This is a genomic window from Paenibacillus sp. FSL H8-0283, from assembly GCF_045040675.1.
In the GTDB taxonomy this organism is placed as follows: domain Bacteria; phylum Bacillota; class Bacilli; order Paenibacillales; family Paenibacillaceae; genus Paenibacillus; species Paenibacillus amylolyticus.
Genome location: NZ_CP150295.1, coordinates 445,639 through 463,100, shown reverse-complemented (window position 1 = coordinate 463,100; position 17,462 = coordinate 445,639). Strand labels below are relative to the sequence as shown.

Annotated in this window: 17 protein-coding genes; 6 read left to right on the top strand and 11 right to left on the bottom strand. The window is 48.1% G+C overall.

All coding sequences use genetic code 11. The annotated features are described in order from the left end of the window. Positions 1 to 36: 36 nt before the first annotated feature. Entirely contained in the window at positions 37 to 498 is a 462-nt protein-coding gene (locus MHI52_RS02230) for a cupin domain-containing protein (protein ID WP_017691032.1), read from the bottom strand. A gap of 257 nt (positions 499 to 755) precedes the next feature. Here MHI52_RS02230 and MHI52_RS02225 point away from each other — a divergent pair, with 257 nt between their 5' ends. Further along, positions 756 to 1,607, top strand: coding sequence for an AraC family transcriptional regulator (locus MHI52_RS02225; protein WP_036616653.1), 852 nt, complete (start codon positions 756 to 758; stop codon positions 1,605 to 1,607). A 152-nt stretch (positions 1,608 to 1,759) separates the two neighbouring features. On the opposite strand, the gene MHI52_RS02220 is transcribed toward MHI52_RS02225, so the two are convergent. After that, positions 1,760 to 3,373, bottom strand: coding sequence for a glycoside hydrolase family 28 protein (locus MHI52_RS02220; protein WP_405158358.1), 1,614 nt, complete (start codon positions 3,371 to 3,373; stop codon positions 1,760 to 1,762). A gap of 480 nt (positions 3,374 to 3,853) precedes the next feature. Here MHI52_RS02220 and MHI52_RS02215 point away from each other — a divergent pair, with 480 nt between their 5' ends. From MHI52_RS02215 to MHI52_RS02200, 4 genes are all read left to right on the top strand, one after another. Next, the gene (locus tag MHI52_RS02215) at positions 3,854 to 4,582 is read left to right on the top strand and encodes an amino acid ABC transporter ATP-binding protein (protein ID WP_051447440.1); all 729 of its coding nucleotides are present in this window, start codon (positions 3,854 to 3,856) and stop codon (positions 4,580 to 4,582) included. 39 nt (positions 4,583 to 4,621) lie between these two features. Continuing rightward, the gene (locus MHI52_RS02210) at positions 4,622 to 5,452 is read left to right on the top strand and encodes a transporter substrate-binding domain-containing protein (RefSeq protein WP_017691036.1); all 831 of its coding nucleotides are present in this window, start codon (positions 4,622 to 4,624) and stop codon (positions 5,450 to 5,452) included. A gap of 101 nt (positions 5,453 to 5,553) precedes the next feature. Then, positions 5,554 to 6,276: an amino acid ABC transporter permease gene (locus tag MHI52_RS02205; protein ID WP_340983658.1), complete on the top strand. Its 723-nt coding sequence runs from the start codon at positions 5,554 to 5,556 to the stop codon at positions 6,274 to 6,276. 111 nt (positions 6,277 to 6,387) lie between these two features. Further along, positions 6,388 to 7,038 carry an amino acid ABC transporter permease gene (locus MHI52_RS02200; protein WP_017691038.1) on the top strand — a complete coding sequence of 217 codons (651 nt, stop codon included), beginning with the start codon at positions 6,388 to 6,390 and terminating at the stop codon, positions 7,036 to 7,038. Positions 7,039 to 7,557: 519 nt separating this feature from the next. On the opposite strand, the gene MHI52_RS02195 is transcribed toward MHI52_RS02200, so the two are convergent. The 8 genes from MHI52_RS02195 to MHI52_RS02160 all read right to left on the bottom strand — a co-directional run bounded on the left by MHI52_RS02195 (position 7,558) and on the right by MHI52_RS02160 (position 16,112). Further along, positions 7,558 to 8,895, bottom strand: a complete 1,338-nt coding sequence (locus MHI52_RS02195) for an FAD-dependent oxidoreductase (protein ID WP_405159348.1) — start codon at positions 8,893 to 8,895, stop codon at positions 7,558 to 7,560. Between the two features lie 59 nt (positions 8,896 to 8,954). Beyond that, positions 8,955 to 9,809 (bottom strand): carbohydrate ABC transporter permease, encoded by an 855-nt coding sequence (locus MHI52_RS02190; protein WP_074093196.1) that lies wholly within the window; start codon positions 9,807 to 9,809, stop codon positions 8,955 to 8,957. Beyond that, the gene (locus tag MHI52_RS02185; RefSeq protein ID WP_405158357.1) at positions 9,793 to 10,707 is read right to left on the bottom strand and encodes a carbohydrate ABC transporter permease; all 915 of its coding nucleotides are present in this window, start codon (positions 10,705 to 10,707) and stop codon (positions 9,793 to 9,795) included. The genes MHI52_RS02190 and MHI52_RS02185 overlap by 17 nt, the downstream gene beginning before the upstream one ends. A gap of 244 nt (positions 10,708 to 10,951) precedes the next feature. Next, entirely contained in the window at positions 10,952 to 11,653 is a 702-nt protein-coding gene (locus MHI52_RS02180; protein WP_405158356.1) for a hypothetical protein, read from the bottom strand. Positions 11,654 to 11,683: 30 nt separating this feature from the next. After that, positions 11,684 to 12,979 carry an ABC transporter substrate-binding protein gene (locus MHI52_RS02175; protein ID WP_405158355.1) on the bottom strand — a complete coding sequence of 432 codons (1,296 nt, stop codon included), beginning with the start codon at positions 12,977 to 12,979 and terminating at the stop codon, positions 11,684 to 11,686. Between the two features lie 103 nt (positions 12,980 to 13,082). Next, positions 13,083 to 13,850 (bottom strand): response regulator, encoded by a 768-nt coding sequence (locus MHI52_RS02170; RefSeq protein ID WP_405158354.1) that lies wholly within the window; start codon positions 13,848 to 13,850, stop codon positions 13,083 to 13,085. A 5-nt stretch (positions 13,851 to 13,855) separates the two neighbouring features. Further along, a complete protein-coding gene (locus MHI52_RS02165) occupies positions 13,856 to 15,679 on the bottom strand; it encodes a sensor histidine kinase (protein ID WP_405158353.1) in 1,824 nt (607 codons plus the stop codon). A 244-nt stretch (positions 15,680 to 15,923) separates the two neighbouring features. Beyond that, positions 15,924 to 16,112, bottom strand: coding sequence for an aspartyl-phosphate phosphatase Spo0E family protein (locus MHI52_RS02160; RefSeq protein WP_036673231.1), 189 nt, complete (start codon positions 16,110 to 16,112; stop codon positions 15,924 to 15,926). Positions 16,113 to 16,437: 325 nt separating this feature from the next. On the opposite strand from MHI52_RS02160, the gene MHI52_RS02155 reads away from it, so the two are divergent. Further along, on the top strand, positions 16,438 to 16,527 hold the full coding sequence (locus MHI52_RS02155) for a putative holin-like toxin (RefSeq protein ID WP_235193912.1): 90 nt from the start codon (positions 16,438 to 16,440) through the stop codon (positions 16,525 to 16,527). Positions 16,528 to 16,746: 219 nt separating this feature from the next. On the opposite strand, the gene MHI52_RS02150 is transcribed toward MHI52_RS02155, so the two are convergent. After that, entirely contained in the window at positions 16,747 to 17,454 is a 708-nt protein-coding gene (locus tag MHI52_RS02150; RefSeq protein ID WP_036673109.1) for an ATP-binding cassette domain-containing protein, read from the bottom strand. Positions 17,455 to 17,462: the final 8 nt, after the last annotated feature.

The window sequence follows — 17,462 nt, the reverse complement described above, 5'->3', positions numbered from 1 at the left end:
TGAGCATCTCGGATCGGGATTTTCACATATCAAAACCTATTCGCTTTTGGATACCAGCTTGAAATCATCAAAGTGGAAACCTGGCGCTACTACGCAAGTTACCAGTACAGGCTCATCGCCCAGCGGACGCGCTGTCTGCCATACGCCGGCAGGAACGAGCACCTGTGGTGATTGCCCCGCAGCAATATCCATCCCCAGAACAAGAACTTCCTCGTTCTCCGGGTTCTCCCCGTTGCCGCCCAGCTTCAGTTCAACCGGACTGCCGCTGTGCCACAGCCAAAGTTCATCGGACAGAACCGTATGCCACTCGGAGATTTCATGTGCGTGCAGCAGGAAATACGTGGAACTTGCCGAGAATCGTGGGCCGGAGTATGTATCCGGCAGAACGGACTGTGGAATCTGATAAGATGCCTTCCATTCTTCCTTATACCAACCGCCTTCAACGTGAGGTTGCATATTGAGCGCAGCAACCAATGGCGATAATTCATGTGTCGTCATAACCTGTTTCCTTCCTTCCAAATCATATTGGAGACACTCCTTAACCAGAGTTTCGCCTCTCTCTCCCTACTCTAAAACATCATTCAAGTTTTGTCACCTTGACAGCACATAAGTGCCATGCCGAATTCATTCTCTCGGTATTTAACGATAGGATTAAAGAAATATTTCATTTCCAATGATAGCGTTTACAAAAAGATGGATGTTCCGTTATGATATGGATATCGTTGTTAATCCGTGAAGCAGAGGGGAGCTGTACCATGAGTCTCATAGAGGACCGGATTGGACCCAAATACCGAATCGGTGAACATTCATTTACCATTGAACATATGCGCAGACATGATGGGAATGGTATGCCACAACCTCACGCTCATCCATTCTACGAACTGTATTACTTACTTGAAGGTGAACGAGTGTATTCCATGAATGGTCAGATTCTGTCCGCCCGCAAGGGTGATTTTATTCTGATTAATCCACACGATGTACATACCACCTCCAAAGGAAGTATTCCCGGCTTCGAACGGATATTAATCGGTTTTTCTCCTGCTTTTGCAACGGGGATGGAACTTGGCATATGTGGTCTGCTGCCTTTTAATTGTTCAAGACTCCTTCGCCTGCCTGAAGCGGAACAGCCCGAGATGGAGCGTATATTGTGGCAGATGCTACAAGAATGCAAAGAGCGACGCCCTCACTATGAGATCGCCGTAAGAAGTCTGCTTGCCCAACTTTTGATCCGTATTCATCGGGTAGAGGAGGACATCCGGCAGTCATGCCCCGGTCCCTTGCATCCAATGCAGGACAAAATCAGTGAAATTGTCACTTATGTGAATAAAAACTATACCGAACCACTTACACTGGAGGGTGCAGCCAATCGTTTTTATATCAGTCCATCCTATCTGAGCCGAATGTTCAGCCGGTTTACCGGGTTTCGATTTAGCGAATATTTGCGTGTTGTTCGTGTCCGGGAAGCACAACGAAGATTACTGTCCACACAAGAGCGTGTCCAGATGATCGCTGAGAAGGTAGGATTTGAACATACGGCTCATTTTAACAAAACATTCAAACAGGTTACCGGTACAACACCGCTACGCTATCGCAAGGAACACCGGTAGATCATCAGATAACTTCATATAAAAGCCGAGTGGGTAGCCTCGCTCCAGAGATTACGTACTCCTTATATCAAAAGGTATCACGATTACTGGATCTATGGCTACGCCACTACGGCTGAATTGGACCAACTTGTATAACCCCTACTACATACCTTTTATCTGCGAATGATCACACCACTTCGTACCTCGGGACCCACAGAGATCTGACGACCGTCTGTGTCAGCATCGCCTTCACGACATACAATGCCTGCGGACTCGTGTCCGGTCACCATCAGAAGTCGGCCATCTGCACCATTGCCCTGAATGCTCTCAAGCTCCGCCCCTTTACACTGGTGCAAATGAACCAACGGACCTTCGGTGATCTGCGCCTGCAATTCAGCGATATGCAGATGTTTTGCATGAGCACATTGGATACCACTGCGAGCTTGCACGTTGTAACGCTGGATGATCACCCCATCCAAAGGCAGTTCCGGCAATCCACTCACAAGCAACGCAGTGTCGGCACCGGCACAGACCACATCCGATATACGAATATCCCGGAACACTGGCGTCTCTTCGCTAATCTCCTGAGACAGATCACTGCCCCGGGCAGACCCTTCCTGATTTGCATAGAAAAAGGAAAACGAGATCGCTTCCATAATGATATCTTTCATATATATGCGCTCAATCTGAATGTCTTCAACCACTCCGCCGCGCCCACGTGCGCTTTTGAAGCGAAGTCCAATGTCCGTGCCGATAAACGTACAATCCGATACTCGCACATGCCGCACACCACCGGACATTTCACTGCCAATCACAAATCCGCCATGACCGTGATACACCGTGCAATCCCGAATGGTGATGTACTCCGATGGAAGACCCAGTTCACGGCCTTCGGCATCCTTGCCTGATTTCAGACAGATCGCATCATCACCGACATCGAATACACTCTTCTCCACCACCACATGACGGCAGGATTCAACGTCCAGCCCATCTCCATTCTGAGAAAACCACGGATTCCGCACACTCACGTTACGAATGGTGACATGCTCAGATGCCCAGGGGTGCAGATTCCATGCAGGCGAGTTCTGGAAGGTTGGACCGTCCAGCAATACCCGGTTGCATCTCCGTAAACTGACCATGTTGGGACGTAAAAAGTCTCTGACTTCTTCATAGGCAGCGACATCACGCACCTGCTCCTGATGCAATCGATTCGCGATAGCGCCGCCCTCAAGTGCAGCTGTGGTAGGCCACCAGATTTCTTCATCTCCGCCGGATTGCTCTACAACACCACCGGAAGCGACCAATTTGTTCCATTGTGAAGTGTTCATTTTGGAGCGTTTCACCGGACGCCATGCCTCCCCGCCACCATCCCATATCCCCTCACCAGTAATCGCAATATCCTCCAGTTGATCACCATCGATCGGGGATTGGCAACGTACCACTTGCCAACCTTCGAAGCTTGATGCAATTAATGGGTATTGATCAAAATCTCGGCTAAACGTAACCAGTGCCCCTTCTTCCACATGTAGTTCGATCCGGCTGCGCATTACAATCGGACCTGTGAGCCATACCCCGGCCGGAATTACGATTCTCCCACCTCCTGCTTCAGCACATGAAGCGATGGCAAGTCGGAACATCTCCGTATTATCTGTTACGCCGTCTCCAACAGCTCCATAGTCTGTAAGCTGAAAATCCTGTACAGGAATGACAGGCAAATTGGCTTCATAAGCTCGAACATCGGACTGGGCACTTGCTCCTGTTGATATTGGGGAGTGATATGTATTCATCGTGCAGAATCATCCTCTCTACATGTAATGGAATTGTTATAGGGTCAATACATCGCTTTTACTTTCCTTACTTACGTTCAAACGGACGCTCTCTCGTTCCATCATATCAATGGCATGACGTGTAGGGTTGAGCTTTCTTGCCATGTACACGTGGAACTTGATGCTATTTGTTTTGTTAATCAGAGTCATAAATCAAACATCACTTTCAGTATACTCTATACAACTATTCCAAAGGTTGGAAAGCAACTAGGAGAATAGATTCATTTTTCTGTCAGGATTCGTCACAAGGAGTTTAATAACATGACAGATATATAACATATTTTCTGGCTATAGCCCTAGGGAACCCATTACTTATGTCATGTTTTATCACAAACCAATTGCCATAAGCAGGATGACTATGTATGATTAAATAACTAGTTTCAATTTATTCCTTATTATTCCTTTTACACACAGACGTTGCAGAAAGGATGGGGTGTACTCTTGATTGAATTTAGGGGTGTCCAGAAACATTTCGGTCATTTTCATGTCCTCAAGGATATCCATCTTCACATTGAAGAAGGAGAAGTCGTCGTCATTATCGGACCTTCCGGCTCCGGCAAAAGCACGTTACTCCGCTGTATTAACCGCCTGGAGACCATTACCGAAGGTGAACTTGTCGTCAGTGGGATTCCTCTACATCAGAAAAAGGTGGACATTAACCTCTTCCGCCGTGACATCGGCATGGTATTTCAACACTTCAATCTTTATCCTCACAAAAAAGTCATCGATAACATTACCCTTGCACCCATGAAGGTGCGCAAACAACCCAAAGAACAGGCAGCCGCAACAGCAATGAAGTATCTGACCCGGGTGGGCATTGCCGACAAAGCAGACAGTTATCCCTCCCAGTTGTCCGGTGGACAGCAGCAACGGGTAGCCATTGCCAGAGGACTCGCCATGGAGCCCAAAATCATGCTTTTTGACGAACCTACCTCTGCTCTCGATCCCGAGATGATCGGGGAAGTCCTCGATGTTATGCGTTCCCTTGCCCATAATGGCATGACCATGGTCGTCGTTACCCATGAGATGGGATTCGCCCGTGAAGTTGCGGACCGGGTCATCTTCATGGACGAAGGCCGAATTGTAGAAGAGGCCCAAGCTGCTGAATTTTTTGACAACCCCAGAGAAGAACGAGCACAGCAATTCCTGAGCCGTCTGATTCATCATTGAGAATAATCCACTATTCCATTTTGAAAGGGGTCTTTATTCATGAAGAAATTATTGAAATGGCCATCATTTATGCTTGTCCTCATTCTCTCCCTTGTATTGTCAGGTTGTAGTACAGGTACAGATACACCTTCAGCGAGCGGTGGTGGCGATGCCGAGGCGAAAGGCACGATTGAGCGGATTAAGGAACGCGGCAAGCTCATTGCCGGTGTGAAGTACGATACGAAGCTGTTTGGCTTGAAAGATCCTGCAAGTGGCAACGTTGAAGGATTCGATATTGATATCGCCAAAGCACTCGCCAAACAGATCCTTGGAGATGAGACCAAGGTCGAACTGAAAGAGGTCACTTCCAAGACACGTATTCCCATGCTGCAAAATGGAGACATCGACATCATCATCGCCACGATGACAATTACGGATGAGCGTAAGGAACAGGTAGATTTCAGTGATGTTTATTTCGAGGCAGGCCAATCCCTGCTGGTGAAAAACGACAGTGCGATTACCGGCCTGGAAAGCCTCAGCGGGGTGAAAGTACTCGCGGTGAAAGGCTCCACATCCGCTCAGAACATTCGCGAGAAAGCCCCGGATGCTGAGGTGCTTGAATTCGATAACTATCAGGATGCATTCACTGCTCTCAAAGCAGGTAAAGGCGAAGCGCTGACCACAGATAACATCATCCTCATCGGTATGCAACAGACGGATAACAGCTTCCAATTGGTTGGTGGCAATTTCACAAGCGAACCTTATGGTATGGCCATTCGCAAAGGTGACACTGCCTTCGTGGAGGAAGTCAACACGCTGCTCAAAAGCATGAAAGACAGCGGGGAATATGACACATTACATGAGAAATGGCTCGGCTCCAAGCCCGAGTAACCCGAATTAAGATAGTTAAGCGGCGATTACGTCTGCTGGATGCGAAGCATGAGCAGACGTAATCGCCGTTTCTACATCTGGAGAACGGAGGCTTCGCCTATATGGGCACATTGGATTTCAGCGTACTGATGCGACACTCGGATCGTTTTCTGGAAGGGTTCCTGAATACGATTCAAGTGAGCATTATGGCTCTCATTGGCAGCTTTATCCTTGGCGCGATCCTGGCTATCTTTCGGATATCCCCTGTGAAACCGCTGAACTGGATCGGCACGGCTTTTGTGGAATTTATCCGAAACATCCCATTGCTGCTGGTTGTGTTTTTCTTCTATCTTGGACTGCCTGCACTAGGCATCTCGCTGGATGGGTTTGTCTCCGGTACTCTGGGTCTGACCATCTACACCGCCGCTTTCATTGCCGAAGCGATCCGAGCGGGCATTCAGACCGTGCCGCGTGGACAACTGGAAGCAGCAAGGTCTTCCGGCTTGTCCTATGTACAGGCCATGAACCTGATCATTCTGCCCCAGGCCATCAAGATTGTACTGCCGTCCATCGGCAACCAGTTCATCAATTTGGTCAAAAACTCATCCATTCTTGCCGTTGTCGCCGGTATGGATCTTATGTATTTTGCCGACTTAATTAACTCGGATACGTTCCAGCCGCTAAGTGTGTACACCATTGTTGCGCTGTTCTATCTGGTGCTGACACTACCACTTAGCTTCCTGGTGCATTATATGGAGCGCAGGTTTGGACAGAGCGATGCAGAAGCGCGCAGCACCAAAGGCAAACCGAAAAAGAACAAACCGGCAGGTCAGGTTACCATGTAACAGATTGACTTGTACCTGCGCAGATTTTTAGGGAGATATATTGGCTTGTCCATGCCCCATCTATTGATCTTCGATATTCCATTCCTGCACACAGAAGGAGGCTAATAAAATATGGACTTTAGCGGGGCCTATGCGTGGCCCAACCTTCGTTTCCTGCTTCAAGGATTCCTGATTACCCTACAGGTAGCAGGGCTATCCATTATATTCAGCTTTGTGCTCGGCACTGTGCTGGGTACGATCCGGTTTACCCGTATCCCTGTTCTGTCACAGATCGTCGCAGTGATCGTGGATACGATCCGGAATCTGCCGCTGTTGCTCATCATTTTCTTCATCCACATGGTACTTCCACAGCTCGGGATTAAAATGTCCGTCTTCTGGTCCACAGTTGTTGGACTGAGTCTGTTTGAAGGCGCGATGATCGCCGAGATCGTCCGTAGCGGTCTGAAGTCTGTTGAGCGCGGTCAGGTGGAAGCTGCCCGCTCCTCGGGCCTCAGCTACATGCAGACCCTCGGCGGCATCATCATGCCACAGGCGCTACGCCGCATGTCCCCGCCGATGGTAAGCCAGTTCATCTCACTCCTGAAGGATACTTCACTGGCGATCATCATCTCTCTGCCGGAGCTGATGCACAACGTGCAGATCCTTGGCGGTCAAAGTTTTGATTACATTATCCCGGCCCTGCTGCTCGCAGCCGTATTGTATTTTGTCATCAACTACGCGCTGTCCATTGTCGCAAGGCGACTTGAGGCACGGATGAATTGATAATCAGAGAGAATAAGGCATGAAGGAAAAATGAAGGAACAACTAGGAACATCAAGGAACCGAGACCCCATGATTGATCAGATATGAAGAAATGAACTTGAAGGAAAGAACCTAATAGATGAAAAGAATGAGAACGCCCCAAAAACTCTAAATTCACCTATGCTATGCAGTGGATTTGGAGTCTTTGGGGCTACAGTTATGCTCATCAATTCACAAGCTTCCCACCAATTTCCAACGAACTGAGGGAAGCTTATTTAGCTATTTTGGGGATAGTTTCTAATCTAACGAATCGTAGACGCTCTATTCTTCCGATTCACCCCACTTTTACCCCCTATTGCAGGGTTTTGAGTAAAATAACTTCACTGAGATTCGTTACATTTTTCATTTCAGCTTATATCCCGAAATTAGACGCCTCAGGTTCGTTAAAACTTACGCCACCACCGCGAATTAAATAAACACCCACTCCCACTATTAATGATTCACCCGATTCGCCCAATTCGTCCACAATCAGCTCATCCGCTAGATCGCTGCTCCGTTGCGACGTAATTCCGCCTGTAACAGCGCGATCGGCAGTTCCACCGGGTCCAGCTTCATCTTCACTGTGAGTGCAGCCGCTGTTCCCGCGGCCTCCCCGGTAGCCATACAGCTTGGAGTCAACCTTGTCGTTGCATGCGCCTCATGTGTGGTGGAGATGCAGCGTCCTGCCGCCAGCAGATTGCGGATATTTCGAGAGATCAGACAGCGATACGGAATATCATATGCTCCATCTCCCTCTATAAAGGCAGCCACAACGCCTTGACCCGAAGGGTCATGAATATCAATCGGATAACCACTTCTGGCAATCACATCTTCAAATTTTTGTCCTGCAACCACATCCACCTGGGTCAAAGCGTAATGACCTATGATTCGCCTGGATTCACGGATACCAATCTGCGTTGCTACTGCCGAGATCGAAGCCCGTTTGAATCCAGGCACATCACGCTGCAAAAACTCAGCGATCATTAGCACCTGCTTCCGGCCTTCCTGTTCCGCAGAAGTCAGATCCTCGGCATCTGTCGCATCAAGTCCCTGCACCCGGGTACAATTAATCAGCACTTCATCCTCTGCCGGTCCGGTAAAAAACAACACCTGGTCGCGATTAATCGGCACACATGCTTTTTTCCACTGGGAATAGAAACCACTCACCCCGGTTAACGGAATGCTGTCCAGTTCAGCAAAAGGAGTTTTCACATAGAAATCCTCCGGTTGCTCCAGCATGTATTGTTTCACTCGTCCAAGATCCACACCACGCATGCGGAATTTCATGGTCATCGGCTGTGACTGGTGGTCTCCGTCTCTTCCCTTTGCCACAGAAGCACCCGCAAGATAAGCCAGATCCGCATCACCGCTTGCATCCACAAATACGTTCGCCTGGAACTCCTTTCTTCCAGACTTGTTGGTCACTCGCACCGCTTCCACCCGATCATCTACAACGACCACCTCGTCCACAAAGCTGTGCAATAACAGCCGGACACCAGCCTCCTGCAACATCTCTGCCGCAACCACCTGAAAGATGGCTGGATGGTACGGCGTGACGGTATGCACAAATCCAACCGTATCGCGCAGATGCCCCGGGGAGCCGCCACGTACCTGCAAACGATCCACAATCTCCTGCGCAATACCTTTAATGACCTGCTCACCGCGCTCCGTATGGAAAGTCATCCAAGGATAAACCATAGCGGCGGTTGACATCCCGCCCACGAATCCATATCGCTCCACCAGCACTGTTCGTATCCCCTGCCGTCCAGCCGCAATGGCTGCCGCTATACCCGCAGGGCCCCCTCCCACAATAACGACATCTGCTTCTTCTTTTTTCATGCTCTTCTGTTCACGCAAATGTTGTCCCTCCTTCCGTTCTATTGCACATGTTGCACTGCTCACTCTTTCAGCCCTGTCATGGCAACCCCCTCAATGAAGCGCCGTTGTGCCAGGAAAAAAACAATTAACAGTGGCAAGGTTGCCATGACGGTGGCACTCATCAGATATTGCCAGGCTGTACCCACTTCATCTGTGAACAGGGATAATCCAAGCGGCAGCGTCATTAGATCACGCGAGTTAATGAAGATCAACGGATCAAAAAACTCATTCCAGATGGTCACAAACGTGAAGATCGTCAGCGTAGCCATACCCGGCTTGGCAATCGGCAGCATAATTCGCGCATATATCCGGAATCGGTTGCAGCCGTCCATCATCGCTGCTTCCTCCAGCTCCGTTGGCACCGTAATGAAGAACTGCCGCATCACAAAGATGCCAAACACACCACCCGCCCCAAAGATCGGCAGTAAAATCAACGGAAGATGGGTATCAATCCACCCCAGTTGTCGCATGAATAGAAACATCGGAATCGCCGTGACCTCATGGGGAATCATCATCGCACTTAGCAGGATGAGAAATACCACATTACGTCCTTTGAACGGAATTTTGGCAAATGCATACCCTGCGAGGGAGGCAAAGAATACAGTTCCTAGCACAACCAAAGCAGAAATGTAGATACTGTTCCAATAAAAACGGTGAAACGGAATCAATTGAAAGACATCGATATAGTTCTGAAATCGGAATGTTTCCGGTATCCACTGCGGTGGATAGGTGAATATGCTCTGGGGTTCCTTGAATGATGTCGATATCATCCAGATAAATGGCACAATCATAATGAGGGAAATCAGAGTCAGCAACAAATACGTCCCCAGAGTACTTCCTATCTTCCGCCCCGAAGGACTAGGCATCGCCTTCATTGAATACCCACCTCTTTCGGAGCTGCCATTGCAGCAGCGTCAGAATTAGCACGATAAAGAACAGTACATATGCGAGAGCAGAAGCATAGCCAAACTGAAATAACTTGAATGCTTTTTCCCAGATATAATAAACCAATACCTTGGTGCTGTTGCTCGGCCCGCCCTGTGTCATCACATAGATCTGCCCGAATACTTTGAGTGAACCAATCACAGTCATGACTACCGTCAAAAACACGGTTGGCGTGATCATGGGCAGTGTGACGTGAAAGAAAGTTCCCCTCTTGCCCGCCCCGTCTAATGTTGCCGCTTCGTACAGCGAACGCGGTACCTGCTGAATGGCTGCTATGAACAGCACCATGTTCAGACCTACATTTTTCAGCACACTTGTCACGATAATCGCTGGCATTGCCAGATCCTGATTGTAAAGCCAAGCCGGACCTTTGATCCCCAGCATCAACAGAAGCTGATTAATCAATCCAGACTCAGTCGCATACATCAGCTTCCACACGATGGCCCATACGATCAACGAGGTCATGACCGGAACAAAGATCGCTGTTCGGAAAATTCCGATACCCCGCAGATTTCTGGACAGCAGCAACGCGAGCAACAGGGCGAGCACAATATTAAGCGGCACCAGCCCCGCTGTGAAATAGACCGTATTGGCAAGCACTTTCCAGAACATCGCGTCTGTCATAATATTCTGGTAATTATCCAATCCAATAAAATGATGATCCCCCAGCAGTGGCCAATCGGTCAGGCTCATGTATAACGCGAGACCCATGGGAAATAACAGTAGCAGGGTAAACCCAAGCACCATCGGCGATACAAACAGCCAACCTGCGATCTGGGCCTCTCTGGCGAGCGGCCCCCCTCTTTTGCGCTTGCGTGAATGGGTCAATCAGGCCTCCCCCTTTTAATCCAATTTCCTCCGAAGCTGAACTCTGTGACGATTCTATATAAGGTGAACTATACATTTACACAAGAACGTAGAGGACAGAAAAGACCTGAAGAAGCGAAGTGGTCGCCTTTATCCCCGGATTTCCCCTTTATATATGGGATTCAAAAAAATCTGGGGATAACAGCGATCGGAAGGTTGTTCTGGTATCGGAGTGGCAAGTGTAAATATTCTTTAGTTCAACTGATTAATCCCGACGGTTCAGACTGTCCACCGCATTACGGAACCCGTTCACAGCCCTTCGCAACTGCTCCTCCGTGTTGCCTGTCACGACCGCCCCAAGCATGATCGCCTTTACCCCGGTATCGCGCAGCACCCGAACATCATCCGGCACCAGCTTTCGCTGGGAAGGAACCAATACCGGTATCTGGGCTTGCAAGACCAGACGGCGATACTTGAGCACATCCGCAAAGCTGAGCGGTGCACCATATTCTTTTCCAGGTACAATGGATGCCTCCAGAGCGGTGAAGCCGAAGTGCGCTGCCGATGTTACGAGGGAAGCATCATATTCTTCATTGATCGCAAACGTTGGGTCCAGCCCCAAGTCATTCAACATGAAGGATGGCAAGTGATGTGCATAGATGGAATAGAAATCAAAACCCAGCCCGGAAAGCCCCTCCACATCCTCTCGCCTTGATCCATCTATACTGCCAGATGGTACGACCCCAAACGGACCACCAAACTCACTGCGGATCGCCCGAAACACCTCGGCGTACATGTCTAATGGACCAAAATGATTTCCGCTGGCGCGATGACCGACATTATAATGCACCTTCAGTGCATCAGCGCCCTCTTCCATGGCTGCCCGAGCCAAAGCAATATCATTCTCAGGCAGACTGACCACCAGCGACAGCGGTTTCCGTTCAAGTAACTCTTTGAATTTGCCCATCGTTCTCACCTCCGGTTTCGATTGAATGATTTAGGGTTGCAACACACTTTGGATCTCTTCCTGCATTTGTTTCAGGTTATCCTCAGCTGTCGCTGTCTTTGCAAACAGTCGGTCAAATCCCTGCAATACCGCATTGTCGATATCCTGCCAACGGATATGACCGGGAATTAAGCGCGCTTTTGTCATTTCATCAATGACGGCCTGCACGATATGCTCTTTGCTCGGGTTATTCGGCTGAAGAATGAATGCATCTGAGTTCAGAACAGAGGTACGCGGAGGCACAAAGTAGGTGGCTGTCGCCTGAATCCCCTGCTCACTGGCAAAATACTTCAACAGCTTCTTCGTTTCCTCTGGATGTTTGCTGTCGTTGAACATGGCATATCCGGCCTGCCCCAGCATCGGCACACTGCCTTGAGAGCCGGAAGGCATAGGAGCGATGCTCCATTCAAAATCCGTAATTTCTCTTGCTTTGGAAACATAGCTGTAATTATCAAAGAACATGCCCACATTACCCGCATCAAAGCTGACCTGTTCGCCCGCCTTCGGGTGTGATTCATCGGTGAACATCATGCGTTCCAGCAATTCAAAGGTCTGTACGCCATAGGCATCGTTCCAGGTGAACGTTGTCATGCCTTCGTCGAATGGACCGCTTCCATTGGACCAGGAGTAGGAAGAAAGCACCGCCCAGGTCTTCCAGTCGCGATAAAAGTTGGCGCCATAGATTCGGTTGGTCGCATCCTTGCTGGTAATGGCTTTGGCGGACTCTTCGAACTGTTCCCATGTCCATTGTCCTTGGGTGGCAAGTGTGTTTGGATCAGTCAGACCGGCCTGGTCAAACAGCGTTTTATTGTAAAACATGACCACCGGAGGTGTAGAGAAGGGTAGCCCTAACAATTGATCGCCATCACGGAACAAATCCAATGTACTTGGAATATAATCATCCAGCTTAAACTGTGCATCATCCTTGAACTCGGATACATCGGCCAGAATGTGATTGGACTTGAATTGTGGTACCATTCGCTCCGATACCCAGGCAAGATCGGGAAGAGAGCCTCCGGCAGCAAGCACCGAAATTTTTTGCTGGTATTCTGCAAAAGGTACGGATTCCATCGTTACTTTGATGCCTGGATTTTCCTTTGTGAAGTCATCGATCAACTTGTTGTATACATCCATATGTGCCTGATTGCCCCACATCATGAACTTCAGCTCGACCTCTCCATTCTCTCCGCTTGCACTCCCAGATTCACTGTTAGAACTGGAGCTTGCGCACGCGATTGAAGCCATCATCATGAATATAAAAACCAGTATCAGTCCTGCTTTTTTCATGGAAATCCCCCTTATGGACGTCGTGGTATACATGTGCAACCAAAGTATAACGAAAGCATGGTTCCCCCTTAAATCACGTCAACTACAGAAATGGTATGGTTTTTCAAGAGATACTGAATCGGTCTCGATATTCTCCTGCGGTCCATCCTACCTGTTGCTTGAACACCAGCATGAAGTGTTTGGGGCTCTGATGCCCGGATAACCGTGCCACATCATAGATTTTGAGACCCGTGTTGATCAGCAACCACTTGGCCCGCTCCATACGTGCCTCCGTGATGTATTCGGAATAATTGATGCCTATTTCGTTCTTGAACAATTGGCTTAAATAAGTAGGGTTCAAGTTAACAAGATCGGCTATCGTCTGAAGTCGCAGATCTCCATCGGGATGTTGCTTGATGTGCTCCTTCACATCTCGGATAATCTTCCGCGTATCTCCACCAGCGTGTTCTGTTTTCCCAGATGGCTCCGGGATAGAAAGGGTTGAAATACCGTATCTGCGATCCAGCAGCAATTGAATCTTTTGTATGCATAATGCCAGTTCATAACGATCGATTGGCTTCAACAGGTAGTTCAACACCCCAAACTCCATCGCTCTGCGTGCATATTCAAATTCACCGTAACCGCTAATGATGAGCATTAACAATTCAGGGTACATGTCTCTGGCTTTGCTTACCAAAGTTAAACCGTCCATTTCACGCATGCGGATATCCGTGATTAACACGTCCGGCACCTCACATCGCAGAAAATCCAGCGCCTCGGTACCGCTCGACGCTTCGCCCGTTACCTGAAACTGAGAAGACACTTGTAAGATCAGTTCCCTCAGTCCCTGACGGATGACCGTCTCATCCTCTACAAGCAATACTTTATACATGCGCTTCAATCCCCTTTCGGTAGAAGTTGAATGGATATCGTGACCACCAGGCCCTGCCCGGGACTCCCATCAATGCTTAGGCTGCCGCCTTCTCCATACATGAGGCGAATCCTCTGAGCGATATTGTTAAGCCCCAGACTGTCCCCGGCATGGCAACGTAATACCTCATTGGAAGGCTGTTTTAATATGGACTCATTCAACTCGTCAATCTTTGTCTGAGTCATACCCTTACCGTTGTCTCGTACACTAATCAGCAGCTCATGGTCGAATTTCAAGGCAGATACCCAGATTACTCCTCCATTTTCCTGCCCTTCAATGCCATGGTAGACTGCATTCTCCACCAGCGGTTGCAGTACCAGCTTGGGAATCAAATACTCGGTTATTGCTTCTTCGATGTCATAGATAATCTCTAACTTGCCGTTGTAACGGACCTGCTGAATGCGTACATAGGATTGTACAAAAGCAAGTTCTTCCCCAAGTGGAACCTTCCGGTCCACCTTATCAATCGTATAACGCAGCAGCTTGCCAAGCGCCGTCACCATGTCCGACACCTCAGCATGCTTCTGGCGAATGGCCATCATGTTAATGGACTCCAGCGTGTTGTATATAAAATGGGGATTCATCTGGCTTTGCAACGCTGACAACTCTGCCTCCCGCTCTTGAATGCCCAGCAGAAACACCTCATTGAACAGTCGATGAATCTCTTCCATCATTCGGTTAAAGCCCCGGCTAATCTGTCCGAATTCATCACTGCTGAAGTGTGATACACGCTGGCTAAAATCTCCCTGCTCCACCCGAATCATGTGGTGCTTCAGTCGAATCAGCGGCCGGGTGATACGATAAGATAACAGAACCGCCAGAATCGCTATACCCGCCATACATAACACAGCGAACCATATTGTGAAGGTTAGCATCTCACCCGACTCCTTTTGAATCACAGCAATAGGTGTAAGACTGATCACCGAAAGCCCGGAATAGCTAGAATGGTGTTGTACATAGAGATAGGGCTGCCCATCCAGAATAACTTTTTGGTTTCCTGCATAGCTTTGAAGCTGTCCCTGCATTAGCAACTGGTCGTACGCAGACATCCCTCCGATTGAGGTCCGTTCGAACAGCAGACGCTGCTTGCTGTCTACAATCATCAGGCTTGCATCTTGCTCATAATTCAGATTGGATAACAGTTGACCGAAGGCCTCCAGACGGATATCAATCAGAATGTAACCCAATCGCTGGAGCGTGCCCGGATCTCGAAGCACTCTGCCCACCGATATATACGATTCTTGCTGACCGCCCGTGTAATAGCCGGGTTGATGCGGAGGAAGCAGACGCCATGTCCCTTCCGAGTCTTCAAGCTCTGCAAACCATTCATCCTGCCTACTGTCCCATACCGGCTTGACCGCCAGTGAATCGAGATTGGAGAACAAAATACCGCTGTTGCTGATCAGATGAATTCCCCGAATCTCGGGCCGGTCATAAGCTTGACCCGATGTGTAAAGCTTCATTTTCAGATAATCCTCCGACCTCGCCCATGTTCCCGACCCCATTGAAGCGTTGTATTTGCCCAGAATGCCAAGCACCATCTGATCGTAAAGCGGCAAGAGCGACAACCGCTCAAAGTCCTTCAACAGCCGATTCAGATTGGCGTTAATCTGGCGAACCAGTTCAATGGTGAACTGCTCGGTCTTGCGATCCATCGTCTGCGAGAAATGCTTGTAGTTCATCATTCCCTGCAAACTTAGCGGCAGCAACGTCAGCGCCAGGAACAACAGGAGCAACTTGGTGCGCAGGTTTACGTTTTTCCCGAAAAAAATGCGTACCTTGTCCATCATTTCCGTTCATCCCTCCCTCTCCCGATCATTGTATGAGCCCCCTTCACAGATCAATCTGGATATAACTGGGGTCACCATATCCAGTTTTAATGATCATCCGCTATCCTGCCAATCCTGGAATTGGTACGGAATCTCAAGTTATCCGCATAGGTTTCAGGGGGAACGCAAAAAAAGCCGACTGTATCGCTACAGTCGACTACGCTATTTATATAAGAACACTAATTAGACCAAAAAACCGACTGCATTATGCAATCGGTTGTCTGTTCCTGAGATGGCTTTTATATTTGAATCGATTATATTCATTAATAAGCTCGTCCAGTACCATGGACTGTCGGAGGACTTGGTTGTCCTGCATGCCATGATTCTCCGCCAAACGACTCAACTCTTGCCTGTTCCGTTCGATTTTATCTGTGATCTGTATCGGTTCACTCACAGCATGCACCCCCTCTTTGTATAACATTTTAGGATACATTGCCAAAAAATTCATATTATATTCCTTTGCAGAACTAATTGATTGTTTGCAAAGGTGGTTTTCATAAAACAAAAATTAATTTATATCTCCCTACTTTACCTGTCTCAAAAAAGCTAAATCAGGATTGATGCCATCTCCCGTTTGAATAAACGCCTCATATGATCCGCTTAAAGATTACTGATCTCAGCCGGACTCATTTCTTCATCTACATAGGGTTCATTGTCGATTGCAATCACTAGACACATAAATCAGATGTGTACTGATCGTTGCAACGGTATTGACATTTATGATCAGTTTTGCGGGGTTCATTGTAACCTTGATTGGACTGATTGTAACTATTGTCATTGCCTTAAATAATCAAAACAAAAAGAAATAGACCGCCCCAGCTAAGGTAATGGTCTATTTCAGCTACCTATGCACAGCCACCGCCCATAGAAGCGGCTGTTGTAAAGAGCAGGATGTTCGCGCATCCTTGCTCTTTGTTATTATCTCCAGTTTAACACAGTTTGTTACATAAGTTAGCTCTTTACTGGTAATTATTGTCGCTCAGTTTTGGAGTAGAAGGGACGTGGAAAAAATGGAGAAACACCTCTCCTCACTTCACCTGCTTCAGAAACGCCAAGTCCGGATTCACTCCATCTCCCATTTTAATAAACGTCTCATATGATCCGCTAAAGGTTATTTTACCTTGATGAATAAAATGCAGAACACACTGGATATTTGCAATATCCTGCAAGTGATGGTTCGAGACCAGTACAGTGCACTCATTATGGAGTGCCAGCTTCTCAATCCTTTTCAAGATATGATAACGCATTTCCGGATCGATACCCGCTAATGGCTCGTCAAAGATGTATAATTCCCTCTTCATTAATGTGATTGCCAGAATACACAGATAACGCCTCTCCCCAACAGATAATTGCCCAAACTCCATATGCCATACCCGCTGTACCAATTCAACCTCTGCTGGACTCATATCTTCATCTACATAAGGTTCGTTGTTCACTTCAATGCGGTTTGAGTGATCGGAATACAGGAAAAAGCGAAAGAGATCTTTGGCCTTCAAAGTTAGAGGAAATAACAAACCCTGGAGCTGGTAGATGATCTCCTTCTCATCCGGAATACCTTGTATTTCTGGCGGACGTTTAATCACATTTGCGATCAGATCAAATAAAGTCGTTTTGCCAGAACCATTTTTGCCAATGATCATATTCACGGTTTGTTGGGGAAACTCCACATGTAAATGATCCAGATTTTGACGAGAGGCTTTGGGATAAGAGAAGCTCAAATTTTCAATTTTAATCATAGATCCTC